Source organism: Mucilaginibacter sp., from assembly GCF_039925265.1.
Lineage (GTDB): Bacteria > Bacteroidota > Bacteroidia > Sphingobacteriales > Sphingobacteriaceae > Mucilaginibacter.
The window spans coordinates 162,049-177,813 of record NZ_JBDSZG010000007.1 but is presented as its reverse complement, the minus strand read 5'-3'; the positions used below and the strand labels follow the sequence as shown (position 1 = coordinate 177,813).

The following is a 15,765-nucleotide window of genomic DNA, read 5'->3' as shown; positions in this document are numbered from 1 at the left end:
TCACTACTCACTACTCACTACTCACTACTCACTACTCACTACTCACTACTCAAACTCACTACTTAATATACTGCTGGATTATTTGCTGCAACTGGCTGGCCTGCATTACGCCGCTTTGTCGCCATTTGCTTTCACCGTTTTGGAAAACCATTAGCGTGGGTACGCTTTGCACTCGGTAAGTGCTGGCTGCCGCAGGGTTTTTGTCGATATCTATTTTAATGATGGTTACCTTATCGCCCAGGGCATCCTTTACCTGCTTTAAAATGGGCGGCATCATTTTACAGGGCCCGCACCATTCGGCGCTAAAATCTACCAAAACAGGTTTATCTGATGCTATTATATCCTGAAAGTTTGCCATGGTGTTATTCTCCTGAACAAAAATAACGCACGGCAGGGTAAAACGTTTCACGCTAATGTAGTTTTATAGCGGCCTTGGTGAACACAGAAGTCGACGCGTTATACAGCATGTCATTCGTTTTGGCGTACAGAGCATTATGCTGCCTGCAAATTTGTAAAGTATGAAAGGAAACAACGATATTTATATCGCAGCGTCACCCTAATAAATTTTAACCGAACCCATGAAAGAACGTTTCCACGCTATCGATATCATCCGCGGCCTCATCATGGTCATCATGGCGCTGGATCATACCCGCGATTTTCTGCATTATCCTTCGTCACCGCTTGATATGCAAAGCACTACAGTAGTTTTGTTTTTTACCCGTTGGATAACGCATTACTGTGCGCCAACATTTGTGTTTCTCAGCGGCGTATCCGTATTCCTGGCCGGGCAGCGGAGGACGAAACATGAACTTAGCCTGTTCCTGCTTAAAAGGGGCGTTTGGCTCATCATTTCAGACCTTCTCATCATGAGCTTCCTGTTCAGTTTCAGCTTGCAGTATCATTTGTTGGTGCTGGAAGTTTTAGCAGCCATTGGGTTCGGGATGATCCTCCTGGCTGGGCTCATCTATGCACCGCGATGGGTTATCGCCGCAATAGCTGTGCTGGTCATATTTGGCCATAATGCACTGGATCACATTCAGCCACTCCAAAACAAAACAGCAGACGGCTTGCTTAAATTTTTTGTGACAGCCGGGGCGTCGTTTGTATCGCTTAGCGCTAACCGAAATTTGTTAGGATTATATGCGCCCATCATTTGGGCAGGGCCGCTGTTGTTGGGCTATGTATTCGGGAAATTGTATCAGACCGGTGCAGATGCCAAAAAAAGACGGGCCATATTATTACTTACAGGTTTTTCATTCATGGGGCTGTTTGTTCTGTTACGTTTAATAAACCTTTATGGCAACCCGGTGCCGTGGTTCCATCAACGCAATCTTGCCCATACTATATTAGCTTTTCTTAACGCTGCAAAACAACCACCCTCGCTGCTCTTTCTTTTAATGACCCTGGGGCCGATAATGGTGCTATTGGCTCTTGCCGAAAATTTCAATAACCGGCTAACAGCGTTTTTCGAGGTTTATGGCAATGTGCCCTACTTCTTTTTTATAGCGCATTTTTGCCTGCTCAGGATTATTAATCTTGCATTGATCGGGTTAAGCGGCCTCGCCTACAAATCGGACGGAAACCCTATTGTGTGGCAGGCGCAGGGTTTCGGTTATCCCTTATGGGTGGTGTACTTGTTTTGGATATTTGTAATCGCCGCGTTTTATTTCCCCTGCAAATGGTACGGCAATTATAAACGGACGCATAAACATTGGTGGTTATCGTATGTGTAAAACGGGGTTGTTTTCGCAAGTGTAGGCATTGTTATTAACAGTGTTCTTTGGGAGCTAATATCGAATAAATAGCGATTTTTTGGTGAGATTGAAGGCAATGATGATTACATTAAATCAATAAAGTTATCATCATTAACGTTGTGAATCTCTTTAGTTGTCTCTTGAATCCAGTTATGAAATAAATTTACATACTCATCTTTTATGTTTTCTTTGACATTCTTGGTTGATAGATAAGATGATTCAAAGCCAGTTCTAATATCTCTCAATATTGAAATTTTCTTATAGAATTCTGAATATTTAGAAAGTATGTCTTTTAATATGGATAACTGACCGAGTATCTCAGTATTTTTATTGTATCTTTTTTTAAAAGACTTATACAGTTGCTTTGATCCTGGTTTATGATATTGACTAAATAGTACAAGCGACTCCTTTTCACTGGAATAAATATTGGCCACGTAATCCCTTACTTTGTAAGAGCATATAGAGTCGAGTTCAGTGATTTTTAGTTTCACACTCCGAGGATATGTTTCATAATCTTTTATAAAAAAGCAGTAATTTATAATTGACTCTCCTTTATTGGTAGATTTATATATGTTTTCAAAGCCATTGTTTTTTTCAAAACTTAAAGAATCAACAAGAAAGATTTTTACAAAATCCCTTGCAAGGTTTTTATTTGAATGGAATGAATTGAAAATTCTATAAAAAAATACCGAACTTAAAACGCCTATTTTTTCATCAATCAATTTATTTTTCCAAAAATTAACATTGAAATCGATATCCAAATCATTAAAGACATCTACAACAGATTTTGCAATTGTGTTAATAAATGGAATTTTGCTGTCATCAATTGAATCATCAATAAAAGTTATAAAATTATTGTAGTCCTTACGCTTTAGCCTGCTATAACAATTTAGGTAATAATATTCAGCGCATTCTAGGTCGTCACTGATTTTTTTCGAAAAGTCAATCGACGATAACGGAGCCAAGTCATTTGAGAAATTGAATTTGTAAGAATATTCGTAGTAATTAAATCTTTGTTTTTTATCATCAGTTAAAATGATATTACTGATATCTTTCAAGTTTGAATAAAAAGTTTTTGAAATAAATAGATTTTGCCAATTGATTTTTTCCGCATGTGTTGGGACCTTAAATGTTCCATTACGAGAATTTATGAGCGTGTTTAGTAAATAGTCGATTTTTATTGTCCATCGGATTTCTGGAAAGTCCAAATAGTTAATCAAAGGTTTTATATAACTATTGTGCCCTAAACAAACCAAAGCTATGCACGCGTGCACTATTTTTTGATGAGTTTCTAAGTCATTTTCACTAAAATCATAAATTTCTTTTTCATAAAATTTTTCATCAGACAAATTACATTGTTCAATGTCGTTTGAGATTTCGTTAAATATATCGTTTGAAAGTGTTCTTCCGCGTAGATTCAAAGGTAGCTGACTATATTTGACGTAGTTCAGTCCCATGGTATCTAATGAATCATTAAATAATTCTTTTACTGCAGTATCCATATTATCTAAAGTTACTTTTTATAAACAACTTGTGCAATTTCTATTATTTCAGATATTTCTTCTATTTGAATAATTTCAAACGGCAATTTTAATTCCAGCGGGATGCCAAGTTCATTCATCCATTCAAATGTTTTATGTGGTGGGAAATTATTTTTTGCCCTAACATTGTTAAAATCAAAAAACGAATCGTCTGGACCTTCTATTGTATAAATAAATCCTGTCGTTCCTCGATTTAAAGCGAATGATCGAGCTATAGACCTGTATGGGGTTGTCGATATAAAGGGACTTTTAAACGATGTTTTTTGAGCATCATCTAATGCTGATTGTAACATAAATTTGTCAATAGGGGCAGTTAGGTCATCAAGCAAAGTTTGGGCTTTAAATAACGCCTGATCAATTGATTTGCCATTACGCAAGTCATAGTTGATAATAGGACAATAAAGTTTGTCTCCATATAATGATTTACATCCGTGATAAACAATCATCTACTTTTAAGTAACTTTTATTCATAAAAAACAGCATAAGATACATATTTACTTAAGCAGTACATCATTGTTGCTAACAACGATTTGAATTTAAGTGTAGTGTAAGTAAATCCTGCATTGTATTAAAACATTTCTAAGTTTAAACGCCTCCACCACCCCTTAATGCATCACCTTTTTCAAATCCTTTTCCGGCTGTAAAATATGACTGTCTTCCAGCCAGTCGGCGAGGCGGTCGGGCCAGTGGTTGATGGATTTAAGTTTGCGGTTGGTGCCCATATTAAAGGCATGGTCGCCGCGGGCGTACATATGCATTTCTACAGGTACTTTGGCTTCGCGATAGCGCTGTAAAAGCTGTATGAGCGGTAACGAGCAGCAGGCATCATCGTTAGCGGCTACCAAAAAGGCGGGAGGCGCGTCAGCGGCGATGTGTTCCGGCACGTAAGAGGGGCCGGGGTAAACCTGTACAATAAAGTTGGGTTTGGAGTTGGCGCGGTCTATAAGGTCGGCAGCTTTTGGGTCGCCCTCGTAACCGCCAAAAGCGATCATATCCACCAGTTCGCCACCGGCAGAGAAGCCCATGAGGCCAATCCGGTTTGGGTCGATACCAAATTCGGCGGCGCGGCTGCGTACCATTCGCATAGCACGGTAGCCGTCCTGCCTGGCATGTACCTCAATTTTATAGGGCGAGGCGCTGTCGCGGCCAAGGCGATATTTTAAAATGAAAACGGTAATGCCAAGGCTGTTGTAAAATTTGGCGGGGGCAACACCCTCGGAATTGTATACAAGCAACCTATGCCCGCCACCGGGGCAAACTACTACCGCTGCGCCGTTGGCCGTACCCGCGGGCGGAGCGTAAATGGTGAGCGATGGGTTATGGATATTCTTCACCCAATAGTCTTTGGCCTGCTCGGGCTCGTTGCGGCGGCTTTCAAAACCCGGAGCGCCCTTTTCCCAAAGGGGGATAACGGTTTGCGCGGATGCGCCCAGCGCGCAAATCAACAACATTATGGAAAAGGAATAGCGAAAAGAGTGTATCATAACATAGCGTTTAATATATCAGTGGACAAAAGCAAGTGCCTCATGTCATGTTGACTTGTTTCACCACCCCGTCATAAAGGTAGCCACTATATTTGCTCCTATGCATGCTGCCTGCCATGTGAGGTGCTGAAATAAATTCGGCATGACGGTTTGGTTAACCGGTTGCCTTAAATATCTGTTTTATAACTGAATATTGCAACAATTATCGGGACGCCTCTTAGCTCATAAACTTCTTCCACCAATTGGTAACCAATGGCAGCACTTCGGTAGGTTTACCGGGTTCAGGGAGGAAGAGTTTGATATTTTTGTCTTTACCAAATTGCACCAGGCGTTCGGCGGGTTCGTACCAGGCGTGTGGAGCCAGGTTAAAAGTGCCCCAGTGGATCCCCATCATGATATCGCCCTTCAGGTCGATATGGGCGTTGGAGGCATTATCGGGCCCCATGTGGATATCCGGCCAGTAGGTACCATAGGCGCCTATCTCCAGCATCGTCAGGTCGAAAGGGCCAAAGGTTTCGCCAATTACTTTAAAATCTGGCGAGTAGCCGGAATCGGCACCAAAATAAATATTATGCTGCGGCCCTTTGATCACAAAAGACGACCACAAAGTTTCGTCCCTGTGCGTAATGCCCCTGCCCGAGAAATGCCTCGCAGGTGCGGCTATAATGCTGCAGTTGCCAATCATCACGCTATCGCCCCAATCTACCTCGTGGATAAAAGCCTTGTGTATACCCCAGCTTTCAAGGTAGGTACATACACCTAATGAGCAAATAAAAGGAACGTTCTTATCCGCAAAAAACTTAATGGTGGCTTTGTCAAGATGGTCGTAATGGTCGTGAGAAGAGATGATTACATCTATTTTTGGCAGATCGGCCAATGCTATGGGCGGCTGAAAAAAGCGTTTTGGCCCAAACGATTGGGAAAAGGATACCCGCTGGCTCCAAACCGGGTCGGTAAGGATGCGGATGCCGTCAACTTCAATCAATAAACTGGAATGCCCCACCCAGGTAATACGCAGGCCGCTTTCCGGCGGGGTATCGTAAATGGAAATATCGGTTTTGAACGGACCCAAGGTTATCTTCGGCGTGTTTTCTGCCTTATTATTGATGTATTCCTTTAATATCGGCAGCATTTTGCCCAACCCGGCAGATTCGGTAGGGATAGTATTGATGAATTTGTTTCCTTTCTTGCGCGATCCGGATAAGCTCATATAACAAGTATTTAGCGCAATAACGCAAAAAACCATGTTATTGATTGCAACATCTGACCTATTCTTTCAAAAATTCAATAGAAACATCACAAAATTGCAATAGCGTGGCAGGCAGCTCGTTGGTAAGGTAAGGGTGCACAGCATTAAACACATGGTCGGCACCTTTTATAACCGCCAATTTAGCATTGGGTTGGGCGGTATGCAGTGCCTCCGCATGGCTCAAAGGCACGCTGGTATCTTCGTCGCCATGAACAATTAACCAGGGCTGTTTAATATGGGCTGCTTTTGCAACAATGTTTAGGCGGTCGGGGTTCTTCTCCAGATCCTGCAGCAGGCTTACTTTGTAGGGCATATTTTGGCCGGTGCGCGAGTTGCGCATGTACATTACGCCCTGTAGCTTCCATTGCTGCTCGGCTTGTTTTGGCCAGAGGTTATAAAAGCTGGAGATAGCCGCCATGCTAACCAGTTTGGTAATGCGCTTATCTTCGGCGGTTTTAACAATGCTGATACCGCCGCCCAAGCTGTGCCCAATCAGGTAAACTTCCCTAACAGCGGGCATGTACGATCCACCGCAGGCAAAATCAATAACGGCGGTCAGGTCCTCCAGTTCCATGGTGAAAGTATTATCGCTGAAGGCGATCAGGTCGGCAAAATCTGTGGGGCTGTCCGTGGTGGTTCCGTTATGCGAGAAATTGAATTTAAGGAACCGGAACCCACTCTCCGCAAAATATTGGGCAACAAGATTATGCGTACCCCAATCTTTAAACCCGCGGATGCCATGCGCGAAGATCACCAGCGGCGCTTTCGGGTTGGTATCGTTATAGGTAACATCGGCCAGCATTGCCCTGCCTTTGGCGCCCGGGATGGTATAGTAGTTTTTGCGGATCATGGCCGCAATTTAATAATGATTAAGCAAGATTACTTATACACTTATGCTATTTACTCCCTGTGCCACCATGCCCAAAGTATGAGCAATGGTTGTAATATTACCAGGCGGATCCAGGCAACCAAAAGGGACACCTTTAGCGTACCTAATATTACAGGAGCATCAATAACCATTTTGATATGTACCGGCAAAAAAGCAAGGAGCATTAAAATGATGCCATACGCCGCGAGCCGCCTTGTTCTTTGGAATATGAGCATCAGGGCGAATAATATTTCAAAAATGCCGGCTAAAATATTTAATGCTATGGGATAAGGAAGATATGACGGAATTATATGGTAATACGATTGCGGGTTATAAAAGTGGTTGCATCCGGCCAAAAAATAAAATATGACCAATATCACAAGACTGATTTTTTTGATATTTGTATTTTTTATAGCCATAATGTTGTTTAAAAAGGAAATATTATAAATTTAGTGCGCTTAATAAGTAAATTCTATTTTATTTATAAGCATTCTAAATACCTCTGTTTGACAAAGCCTTGACATTGCATCCTCTACAGTATGCTATTTTTGTTGGGTCAAATTTAAAACTGCTTTGAAGTATCTAAAGGTAATAGCTTTTACGCATAAACAAATCGAGCTGAAGGAATTGGGAAAGTTGGTATTATGCCAGGAAAATCTTACCGATAAACTTCATGAAGTTAAGGCCCGTTTTGGTATAAACGAAATATTTTACCTTGCTACCTGCAATCGTGTAGAATTTGTACTGTCCACACCGCAAAAGGTAGATAAGGAGTTTGCTCATCAGTTTATCGATTCTTTAGGAATGGGCCTTTGCCACAATTCCATGGGGACATTCCTGGATGCTGCTTCTATATATGAAGACCATGCCGCTATGGAGCATTTACTGCGTACTTCATGCTCTTTAGAAAGCCTTATCGTTGGCGAAAAGGAGATCCTTGCTCAACTACGCAAAGCTTATGAAAGTGGCCGCGAAGCTGGCCTCACGGGCGATAAGCTCCGTTTGATAATGGAGTGCGTGGTGAAAACCGCTAAAGAAGTTTACACCCATACCAATATCTCTAAAAACCCAATTTCGGTAGTATCATTGGCTTACCGTAAATTAAAAGACCTTAAACTTTGTTCAAACGCGCGTATCCTCATCATTGGTGCGGGCGAAACCAACAGGAATATATCTAAATACCTGCAAAAACATAAATTTTCTAACTTCTCTGTTTTTAACCGTACGCTTTCTAAGGCGCAGCAGCTTGCCAACGATTTAGGCGGCGAGGCTTTTGAACTGGAAGATCTGAAAACGTATAAAAGAGGTTTCGATGCTATTATTACCTGCACATCAGCAGTGGAGCCTATTATTACTACAGAAATTTACGCTTCTCTTTTAAACGGCGATACCGACAGGAAAACTATCGTAGATCTGGCTATCCCGAATGATACAGCCGCCGAAGTTCTGGAGCAATTCGAGGTGAACTTTATTGAAGTGCATTCGTTAAACGAGGTTGCTAAAAAGAACCTGCAGGAGCGCTACCACGAATTATCGCACGCCGAAACCATCATTGAGCAAAACATCAACGAGTTTTTGGTGATGCTTAAACAACGCAGGATAGAATTGGCGATGCGCCAGGTACCCGAGAAGATAAAAGAGATCCGCAATAACGCCGTAAATACCGTATTTGCCGAAGAAGTACAGAGCCTCGACAAAGAATCGCGCGAGATCCTCGAAAAGGTGATGAATTACATGGAGAAAAAATATATCAGCGTGCCTATGATCATGGCTAAGGATATATTAATCAACAGTAATTAACAAGCAAATTTCTTAATTTGGCGTTCAGAATGAATGAGCGCCTTTCCCTAAAATACAACCTGTTTCAAAAAATAATATTGGCCGTAATGATATGGTTTGTATTATCGCTACCTTCCCCCGTTGCCATATTTGAATATGTGGTAATTAAAACCGATTACGATCTTCTCAATCTGCTGCAACGTGCAATACATTTTAGCATCTGCCTGTTTATCTCTTTTTACATCTATCGCGATAGAATAGTTTTGGAGTATAACGCTACCAGCCTGATAGTTATTGATAAACGCAATAAAGAAACATACACTATCCCCCTTAGCCGGTTTACTGCTGTAAAGCTAAAGCAAAGCTACGTTAAGAGTCAGGCCCGGTCTTTTGAGATTACTTATTTAACCGCAAATAAAGACGAAGAAACGCTTACTTTTAAGGCTTACAGTGGTAAAAAAATTAATAAGTTTATTGAAGCATTGAAAAGCGCAAACCCTAATGTCGACGAAAAGTATTGGAGTTTTTATTAATAAGCATGTAGAGAAAACCCCCTTTTGCGCCACGAGTTACGCTGCGCTAAACTCGCGGCAGCAAATAGCTTTATTGCATTTTTTACTTTTTACTTTCAACTTTCAACTTTTTACTTAATACAAAGGTCATTTTGTTGCAATTCATTCAATTCCTGTTCTCTACCATCCCCATAAAAAATTAAATTTGCAGGAAAATAGAAATCCCTTTGGACAGAAAAATAATTATAGGAACGCGTGGCAGCGAATTAGCTTTATGGCAGGCCAACTTTGTAAAGGATAGCCTGGAAGCGATACACATATCCGCCGAACTTAAAATTATAAAAACACAGGGCGATCGCATCCTCAACCTCAGCTTTGATAAACTGGAAGGTAAGGGCTTTTTTACCAAGGAGTTGGAGGAAGAACTGATTGCCGGCACCATAGATATCGCCGTGCATTCGCATAAAGATCTTCCTACCGAAAACCCTCCTGGATTAGTCATCGCAGCGGTGTCCGAACGTGAAGACCCGGCTGAACTGCTATTGGTGTTGAAGGACTGTACAGATGTGCGCCAAAAACTATCCGTAAAGTTTGGCGGCCTGGTGGGTACTTCGTCTAACCGCCGCAAAGCACAATTGCTGGCCGTTCGCCCCGATCTGGAGATAAAAGACCTTCGTGGAAACGTACCTACCCGCATAGGCAAACTGCGCGACGAAAAGTACGACGCTATTATGCTGGCCAAAGCGGGCGTAAGTCGTTTAGGTATTAACCTGGATGAATTTCATGTGGAGGAATTAGGCGCGACGGAATTTATACCGGCACCCGCGCAAGGTGTTTTAGCTATACAAGTTCGCGAACGCGACCATATATTATATGAGGCTCTGCAAGACCTTAACCATCCAGATGTGGCTGCGGAACTGTCTGTAGAGCGTACCGTACTTAAATTATTCGGCGGTGGCTGCCACCTGCCGCTTGGTGTTTATTGCCGCAAGGACGATGATAAATACCAGGTTTTTACCAGCAAAGCCGAGGATGGCGAAGGCTTCCCCGACAGGCTTTTTATTGAATCTGACACGCTGGAAGGCTTGCCGGAACGGATAGTAGCCAAATTTGCCAAAGACCGCAAATTCCCGCTGAAGGTTTTTATATCCCGCGATATTTCTGCCGGAAGTTATTTCCGCAGAGCATTAGAAAAAAATAAGATAGAGATAGAGGCCCGCTCGTTAATTCGTACGGTACGCACCATTACCCGTTTTGATAGCTACATCCTTAAAAATATAGATTGGGTGTTCTTCAGCAGCAAAAACGCGGTTGAATACTTTTTCCAGTTAAATCCAACTTTCCCCAAAAAGGTAAAGTTTGGCGTAATGGGTACGGGTTCTGAAGATATGCTGCGCAAAAACGGCCACTTTGCCGATTTTGTTGGCGAAAGTACCGATACCGCAGATGTAGCCGCAGATTTCGCGGCCATGGCAAATGGTACAGCTATATTATTCCCGGGGGCGGATAGCCCGATGAGGAGTATTCAGCAGGGTTTATCGGCAGAAACGAAGATTATCGACCTCCCTGTTTACGAAACCGTATTGGAAGAGAACGTACAGCCAACCGGAGCCGATATACTGGTATTTACCAGCCCGAGCAACGTAGAGGCGTATTTTATAGATAACCTGTTACAGCCACAGCAAAAGGTAATAGCCATAGGTAAATCAACCGGCAAAAAGTTCGAAGAAATGGGTGTAAGCTATACGCTCCCCTTCTCGCCGGATGAAATAGGCCTGGCAGAAGCGGTGTTTGGGATATAAGGTAGTTCATGGGTGATGGTTCATAGATCATAGTGAGCTACGGATTATCTATCACGAACAAACATTTAATTTAGAGGTTGCCGGTTCTACCATGAACTATCAACCATGAACTATGAACTCAATGTTACAACGACCAAGAAGAAACCGGAAGAGTGAAGTTATCCGCCAGATGGTGCAGGAAACGCATGTTAGCGCGGCTAACCTGATATTCCCGCTGTTTATTGTGGATGGCGAAAAGCAGAAGACAGAGGTGGCATCCATGCCCGGTATCTTCCGGTATTCGATAGATAATTTGCTACGCGAAGTGGAGAGCTGCATGAATTTGGGCTTGAAATCATTCGACCTGTTCCCAAACATCCACGACGATTTTAAAGACAAATACGCTACCGAAAGCTACCGCGAGGAAAGCCTTTACCTGCGCGCTATCCGTGCGGTAAAAAAGGAATTCCCGGAAGCTTGTGTAATTACCGATGTGGCGATGGACCCGTACAGCAGCGACGGCCATGATGGGATTGTAGAGAACGGCGAGATCCTGAACGACGAAACGCTGGACGTATTAGGTAAAATGGCCCTCGCCCACGCACGCAGTGGTGCAGATATCATTGCCCCAAGCGATATGATGGATGGCAGGGTTGGCTACATCCGCAAAACGCTGGATGATGCCGGTTTTACCAATGTATCTATCATGTCGTACTCGGCAAAATACGCCAGTGCTTTTTATGGTCCGTTTAGAGATGCCTTAAACTCGGCACCAAAATTTGGCGATAAAAAAACCTACCAGATGAACCCCGCCAACCAGCGCGAAGCTTTAATTGAAGCCAACCTGGATGAATTGGAAGGCGCCGATTTCCTGATGGTAAAACCTGCGCTTGCTTACCTGGATGTAATAAAACTGATAAAAGATAACACAGAACTGCCTGTTGCTGCCTACAATGTAAGCGGCGAATATGCCATGATAAAAGCCGCCGTACAAAACGGCTGGCTGAACGAGCAGCGCGCTACCATGGAGGTGCTTACCAGCATCCGCCGGGCAGGCGCAACAGCCATATTGAGCTATCACGCTAAGGAAGTGTTGTTGAACAAGTGGCTTTGATAAAGTCAAAAGGTTAAAGTCAAAAGTAAAAGGCTTTGGACTTTCACTAAAATAATAAAGCGTCATTGCGAGGTACGAAGCAATCTCCCGATAAGCAAATCGGATATGCAAAGTTCAGAGATTGGTTCGTTCCCCGCAATGACGAGTAGGATAACATAACAAAATGAGTATACCCGATATAAGCAGAGCAAAATCTGCAGAACTGTACGAGAAAGCAAAAACCTATTTCCCCGGTGGGGTAAACTCGCCTGTGCGCGCCTTTAAATCTGTTTATGGTACGCCGCTTTTTATTGAAAAAGGCGACGGCAGCCATATTTGGGATGCCGACGGCAACGAGTTTATTGATTTTTGCTGCTCGTGGGGGCCACTTATTTTAGGACATAACCACCCGGCTGTCCGCAACAAAGTGATAGAAGTGATGCAGAATGGGATGTCGTTCGGTGCGCCAACGGCGTTGGAGAACGAACTGGCAGAGCTTATCATTAGCAATAACCGTTTTATTGAGAAAATACGGTTTGTAAGTTCGGGCACCGAAGCGGTGATGTCGGCCATCAGGTTGGCGAGGGGTTACACCAAAAGGGATAAGATCTTAAAGTTTGAAGGTTGCTATCATGGCCATACCGACGCTTTGCTAGTAAAAGCAGGCTCGGGCCTGGTAACGTTTGGCGAAACCTCATCCGCCGGTGTACCAAAAGCTTTTGCAGATGAAACCATCGTGGTAGCGCTTAATGATAAAGAGGCATTACTAAAAGCCTTCGCGGATTTTAAGGATCAGATAGCTACGGTTATTATCGAACCTATCCCCGCTAACAACGGCTTGCTGTTGCAAACCAAAGAATACTTAAATTTCTTGAGAGATACCTGTACCCAAAATGGTACGCTGCTGATATTTGATGAAGTAATATCTGGTTTTCGTGTTGGTTTTGAGGGCGCTGCGGCATATTACGGCATCCAGCCTGATATTCTTACCTATGGAAAAATTATTGGTGGTGGCTTGCCGGTTGGTGCCTATGGGGCATCGGCAGAAGTGATGGATCATATCTCGCCGGTTGGTTCGGTTTACCAGGCAGGTACGCTATCAGGTAACCCGGTTGCTATGGCGGCAGGTATTGCACAGCTCAGCGAATTACTGCAGCCAGGTTTTTATGAGGAACTGCACGCAAAAACTGCCGACTTTGTAAAATCGATACAAAACTTTGTGGCCCAAAAGGGTTATGAGTTTAAAGTGTTCACCATCGGCTCGATATTTTGGTTTGCCTTTACGGATAAGGATGCTATCAGCTCAGCGGATGATATTGACCCGGCAAGTATGCTCAAATTCAAAACAATGCACCGCGAACTGATAAACCGCGGTATATATTTAGGCCCTTCGGGTTACGAAGTTGGCTTTATATCATCGGCCCATACAATAGCCGATTTGGAAACAACAAAAACAGCTATATTTGATAGCCTTGATATTGTATTTAACCAATAATAATTTGCTTTAGCGGTAAGCAGTTTCCATTAAACTACTCACCACTCACCATTCACTACTGAAAAATGAAAAGATCGCTTGTTATATTTTATGCCATTATCATTTACGCGCTGGCGGAATTGATGTGGTGGGGGTACATGCTGGTGAGCCTACAGCCCCGTCGTTTCGCCATGATTATGGGCGAGGGTTCGATGTTCATTATTGTATTTTTATTGGGTGCCTATCACATGCAAGCCTCCGTAAAAAAAGAACGCAAGCTGATGGAGCAGAAGAAAAATTTCCTGCTATCGGTTACGCACGAGTTGAAATCGCCGCTGGCGTCTATCAAAATCTTGCTGCAAACTATCCAAAAGCGCGATCTGACCAAGGCGCAGATATTGGATTTTATTGATAAATCCTTACTGGATGTAGAGCGATTGGATGATATGGTGGAGAATATGCTGCTGGCCTCTAAAATAGATAACCGCTCTTATAGTTTCCCCAAAGCGGAGTTTAACCTGTCGGTTTTGGTGGATAGCATTGTAAACCGCTTGCAGATAACCAAATGCGACTGCAACCAGCAGATCATCAATGCCGAGATCGAACCTAAGATTGAGATAACCGGTGATAAATTCGCGCTTACTTCGGTGGTTACCAACCTGGTAGAGAACGCCGTAAAGTATTCAAAACCTTGTATGGCGGTGGATGTTAAACTTTTTCAGAAAGACGGTAAGGTGTTCTTCCAGGTGGCCGACCACGGCATCGGAATATCTGACAGTGAAAAAACACGCATTTTTGACAAATTTTACCGTGTTGGCAGTGAAGATACCCGAAATACCAAGGGAACCGGTCTTGGCTTGTATATTGTAAAGGAAGTACTGGACAAACACCAGGCCAGCATTAAGGTGAGAGACAACCGCCCTGCCGGCAGTGTTTTTGAAGTTGTATTTGCATAATACCTAAATTTATAGAATGATGCCTAAAAAAAGAATTTTATTAGCCGAAGACGAAGATCATTTGTTGGAAGCCATCAAATTAAACCTGGAGCTGGAAGGTTACAAAGTTTCTACAGCAAATAATGGTAAAAAGGCGCTCCAGATCTTTAAAGAAGAGCGTTTTAACCTGGTGATACTGGATGTAATGATGCCGGAGATAGACGGCTTTGTGGTTGCAGAAACCATCAGGCTCGAAAACTCTGAGGTGCCTATTATGTTCCTTACCGCTAAAAACACCAATGAGGATAAAATTTCGGGTCTTAAAAAAGGCGCGGACGATTACCTTACCAAACCTTTTAACCTCGAAGAGCTTATTTTACGGGTGAACAACCTGGTAAAACGCAGCCTGAAAGGTGACGAGCTAAAAGAGTTTAACAGCTACAAAATCGGCGAGAAAACCATCCATTTCAACTCGTTTGAGTTGGTGAACGAGGATGCCAGCATCACCCCATTAACCAAAAAGGAAACTATGCTGCTGAAGCTTTTGATAGAGCGCCGCAATGAGGCCGTATCGCGCGAGCAGATCCTGGAAACCGTTTGGAACTATGATGTGTACCCGAGTACCCGTACCATAGATAACTTTATCCTTACTTTCCGTAAGTATTTTGAGCCGGATCCTAAGAACCCGGTTTATTTTCACTCCATCCGTGGGGTAGGTTATAAGTTTACAGATCAGCATTAATACATGTTCACAAAAAGGGCACGCATATTAGTCACCGGTCTTTTTGTGGTACTGCTTTCGGTGGTATTATACATGCACATCTATCCATTGGCGGCGGTGTCGGTAATGTTTATTGTGCTGCTGGTTTGGGGCTATTTTAAGCAGGGGCCGATAGTATTGGCGGCTAAACATTTCCACAACAAAGATTACCGCGGTGCCGAACGCCTGCTGAGCGAAGTGGGTCGCCCGGAGTGGCTAAGCAAAAGGCGCAGGGGCTTTTACGAGTTTATTTACGGCGGTATCTGCCTGCAAAAGAAAGAATACGAAGAAGCCGAGCGGCATTACGAAATAGCCGCCCAATATCCGCTGCGCAGTGCTAACGACCACGTTGCAGCCCTGGTACATGTGGCCAACATAAACGTACGCAACGGTAACTACGACAAGGCACGAGCCTACCTGCAGTTAACCGAGAAACATAAAGACAATATAACTGCTAAAATGAAGGACGTGATAGATCGCGTTGAGCAGGAACTGAGAAAACACTAAAACAGAGACAAGAAATAAGAATCAAGAA

General features: G+C 43.2%; 16 protein-coding genes. 9 read left to right on the top strand and 7 right to left on the bottom strand.

All coding sequences use genetic code 11. The annotated features are described in order from the left end of the window. Positions 1-58 precede the first annotated feature (58 nt). Complete coding sequence (gene trxA / locus ABIX36_RS02010) at positions 59-358, bottom strand: thioredoxin (protein WP_348080490.1); 300 nt, start codon at positions 356-358, stop codon at positions 59-61. A gap of 220 nt (positions 359-578) precedes the next feature. Between trxA and ABIX36_RS02005 the strand changes: the two genes are divergently transcribed. Continuing rightward, positions 579-1,733, top strand: a complete 1,155-nt coding sequence (locus ABIX36_RS02005) for a heparan-alpha-glucosaminide N-acetyltransferase domain-containing protein (protein WP_348080486.1) — start codon at positions 579-581, stop codon at positions 1,731-1,733. Positions 1,734-1,837: 104 nt separating this feature from the next. On the opposite strand, the gene ABIX36_RS02000 is transcribed toward ABIX36_RS02005, so the two are convergent. The 6 genes from ABIX36_RS02000 to ABIX36_RS01975 all read right to left on the bottom strand — a co-directional run bounded on the left by ABIX36_RS02000 (position 1,838) and on the right by ABIX36_RS01975 (position 7,315). Then, complete coding sequence (locus ABIX36_RS02000) at positions 1,838-3,256, bottom strand: hypothetical protein (protein ID WP_348080485.1); 1,419 nt, start codon at positions 3,254-3,256, stop codon at positions 1,838-1,840. 11 nt (positions 3,257-3,267) lie between these two features. After that, complete coding sequence (locus ABIX36_RS01995) at positions 3,268-3,741, bottom strand: hypothetical protein (RefSeq protein WP_348080484.1); 474 nt, start codon at positions 3,739-3,741, stop codon at positions 3,268-3,270. 159 nt (positions 3,742-3,900) lie between these two features. Beyond that, on the bottom strand, positions 3,901-4,779 hold the full coding sequence (locus ABIX36_RS01990) for an alpha/beta hydrolase (RefSeq protein WP_348080483.1): 879 nt from the start codon (positions 4,777-4,779) through the stop codon (positions 3,901-3,903). A 217-nt stretch (positions 4,780-4,996) separates the two neighbouring features. Beyond that, positions 4,997-5,989: an MBL fold metallo-hydrolase gene (locus ABIX36_RS01985; RefSeq protein ID WP_348080482.1), complete on the bottom strand. Its 993-nt coding sequence runs from the start codon at positions 5,987-5,989 to the stop codon at positions 4,997-4,999. Positions 5,990-6,047: 58 nt separating this feature from the next. Beyond that, positions 6,048-6,878 carry an alpha/beta fold hydrolase gene (locus tag ABIX36_RS01980; protein ID WP_348080481.1) on the bottom strand — a complete coding sequence of 277 codons (831 nt, stop codon included), beginning with the start codon at positions 6,876-6,878 and terminating at the stop codon, positions 6,048-6,050. A 50-nt stretch (positions 6,879-6,928) separates the two neighbouring features. Beyond that, positions 6,929-7,315, bottom strand: a complete 387-nt coding sequence (locus ABIX36_RS01975; protein WP_348080480.1) for a DoxX family membrane protein — start codon at positions 7,313-7,315, stop codon at positions 6,929-6,931. A gap of 154 nt (positions 7,316-7,469) precedes the next feature. Between ABIX36_RS01975 and hemA the strand changes: the two genes are divergently transcribed. The 8 genes from hemA (at position 7,470) to ABIX36_RS01935 (ending at position 15,737) form a co-directional block, all read left to right on the top strand. Further along, a complete protein-coding gene (hemA, locus tag ABIX36_RS01970; protein ID WP_348080479.1) occupies positions 7,470-8,696 on the top strand; it encodes a glutamyl-tRNA reductase in 1,227 nt (408 codons plus the stop codon). Between the two features lie 29 nt (positions 8,697-8,725). Next, a complete protein-coding gene (locus ABIX36_RS01965; protein WP_348080478.1) occupies positions 8,726-9,208 on the top strand; it encodes a hypothetical protein in 483 nt (160 codons plus the stop codon). A gap of 206 nt (positions 9,209-9,414) precedes the next feature. Beyond that, positions 9,415-10,989, top strand: coding sequence for a hydroxymethylbilane synthase (gene hemC, locus ABIX36_RS01960; RefSeq protein ID WP_348080477.1), 1,575 nt, complete (start codon positions 9,415-9,417; stop codon positions 10,987-10,989). Positions 10,990-11,110: 121 nt separating this feature from the next. Continuing rightward, entirely contained in the window at positions 11,111-12,082 is a 972-nt protein-coding gene (gene hemB / locus ABIX36_RS01955; RefSeq protein WP_348080489.1) for a porphobilinogen synthase, read from the top strand. Between the two features lie 163 nt (positions 12,083-12,245). Beyond that, positions 12,246-13,556, top strand: a complete 1,311-nt coding sequence (gene hemL / locus ABIX36_RS01950) for a glutamate-1-semialdehyde 2,1-aminomutase (RefSeq protein WP_348080476.1) — start codon at positions 12,246-12,248, stop codon at positions 13,554-13,556. Between the two features lie 65 nt (positions 13,557-13,621). Then, the gene (locus tag ABIX36_RS01945) at positions 13,622-14,491 is read left to right on the top strand and encodes a HAMP domain-containing sensor histidine kinase (protein WP_348080475.1); all 870 of its coding nucleotides are present in this window, start codon (positions 13,622-13,624) and stop codon (positions 14,489-14,491) included. A 16-nt stretch (positions 14,492-14,507) separates the two neighbouring features. After that, complete coding sequence (locus ABIX36_RS01940; RefSeq protein ID WP_348080474.1) at positions 14,508-15,212, top strand: response regulator transcription factor; 705 nt, start codon at positions 14,508-14,510, stop codon at positions 15,210-15,212. Between the two features lie 3 nt (positions 15,213-15,215). Next, the gene (locus ABIX36_RS01935) at positions 15,216-15,737 is read left to right on the top strand and encodes a tetratricopeptide repeat protein (protein WP_348080473.1); all 522 of its coding nucleotides are present in this window, start codon (positions 15,216-15,218) and stop codon (positions 15,735-15,737) included. Positions 15,738-15,765 lie beyond the last annotated feature (28 nt).

What these genes read in the sequence shown, in the direction of transcription:
- ABIX36_RS01975 (WP_348080480.1), bottom strand. Translation starts at nt 7,315, where the DNA reads ATGGCTATAAAAAATACAAATATCAAAAAAATCAGTCTTGTGATATTG.
- ABIX36_RS01935 (WP_348080473.1), top strand. Translation starts at nt 15,216, where the DNA reads ATGTTCACAAAAAGGGCACGCATATTAGTCACCGGTCTTTTTGTGGTA.
- ABIX36_RS01980 (WP_348080481.1), bottom strand. Translation starts at nt 6,878, where the DNA reads ATGATCCGCAAAAACTACTATACCATCCCGGGCGCCAAAGGCAGGGCA.
- ABIX36_RS02005 (WP_348080486.1), top strand. Translation starts at nt 579, where the DNA reads ATGAAAGAACGTTTCCACGCTATCGATATCATCCGCGGCCTCATCATG.
- hemL (WP_348080476.1), top strand. Translation starts at nt 12,246, where the DNA reads ATGAGTATACCCGATATAAGCAGAGCAAAATCTGCAGAACTGTACGAG.
- hemB (WP_348080489.1), top strand. Translation starts at nt 11,111, where the DNA reads ATGTTACAACGACCAAGAAGAAACCGGAAGAGTGAAGTTATCCGCCAG.
- trxA (WP_348080490.1), bottom strand. Translation starts at nt 358, where the DNA reads ATGGCAAACTTTCAGGATATAATAGCATCAGATAAACCTGTTTTGGTA.
- ABIX36_RS01995 (WP_348080484.1), bottom strand. Translation starts at nt 3,741, where the DNA reads ATGATTGTTTATCACGGATGTAAATCATTATATGGAGACAAACTTTAT.
- ABIX36_RS01940 (WP_348080474.1), top strand. Translation starts at nt 14,508, where the DNA reads ATGATGCCTAAAAAAAGAATTTTATTAGCCGAAGACGAAGATCATTTG.
- ABIX36_RS01945 (WP_348080475.1), top strand. Translation starts at nt 13,622, where the DNA reads ATGAAAAGATCGCTTGTTATATTTTATGCCATTATCATTTACGCGCTG.
- ABIX36_RS01965 (WP_348080478.1), top strand. Translation starts at nt 8,726, where the DNA reads ATGAATGAGCGCCTTTCCCTAAAATACAACCTGTTTCAAAAAATAATA.
- ABIX36_RS02000 (WP_348080485.1), bottom strand. Translation starts at nt 3,256, where the DNA reads ATGGATACTGCAGTAAAAGAATTATTTAATGATTCATTAGATACCATG.
- ABIX36_RS01990 (WP_348080483.1), bottom strand. Translation starts at nt 4,779, where the DNA reads ATGATACACTCTTTTCGCTATTCCTTTTCCATAATGTTGTTGATTTGC.
- ABIX36_RS01985 (WP_348080482.1), bottom strand. Translation starts at nt 5,989, where the DNA reads ATGAGCTTATCCGGATCGCGCAAGAAAGGAAACAAATTCATCAATACT.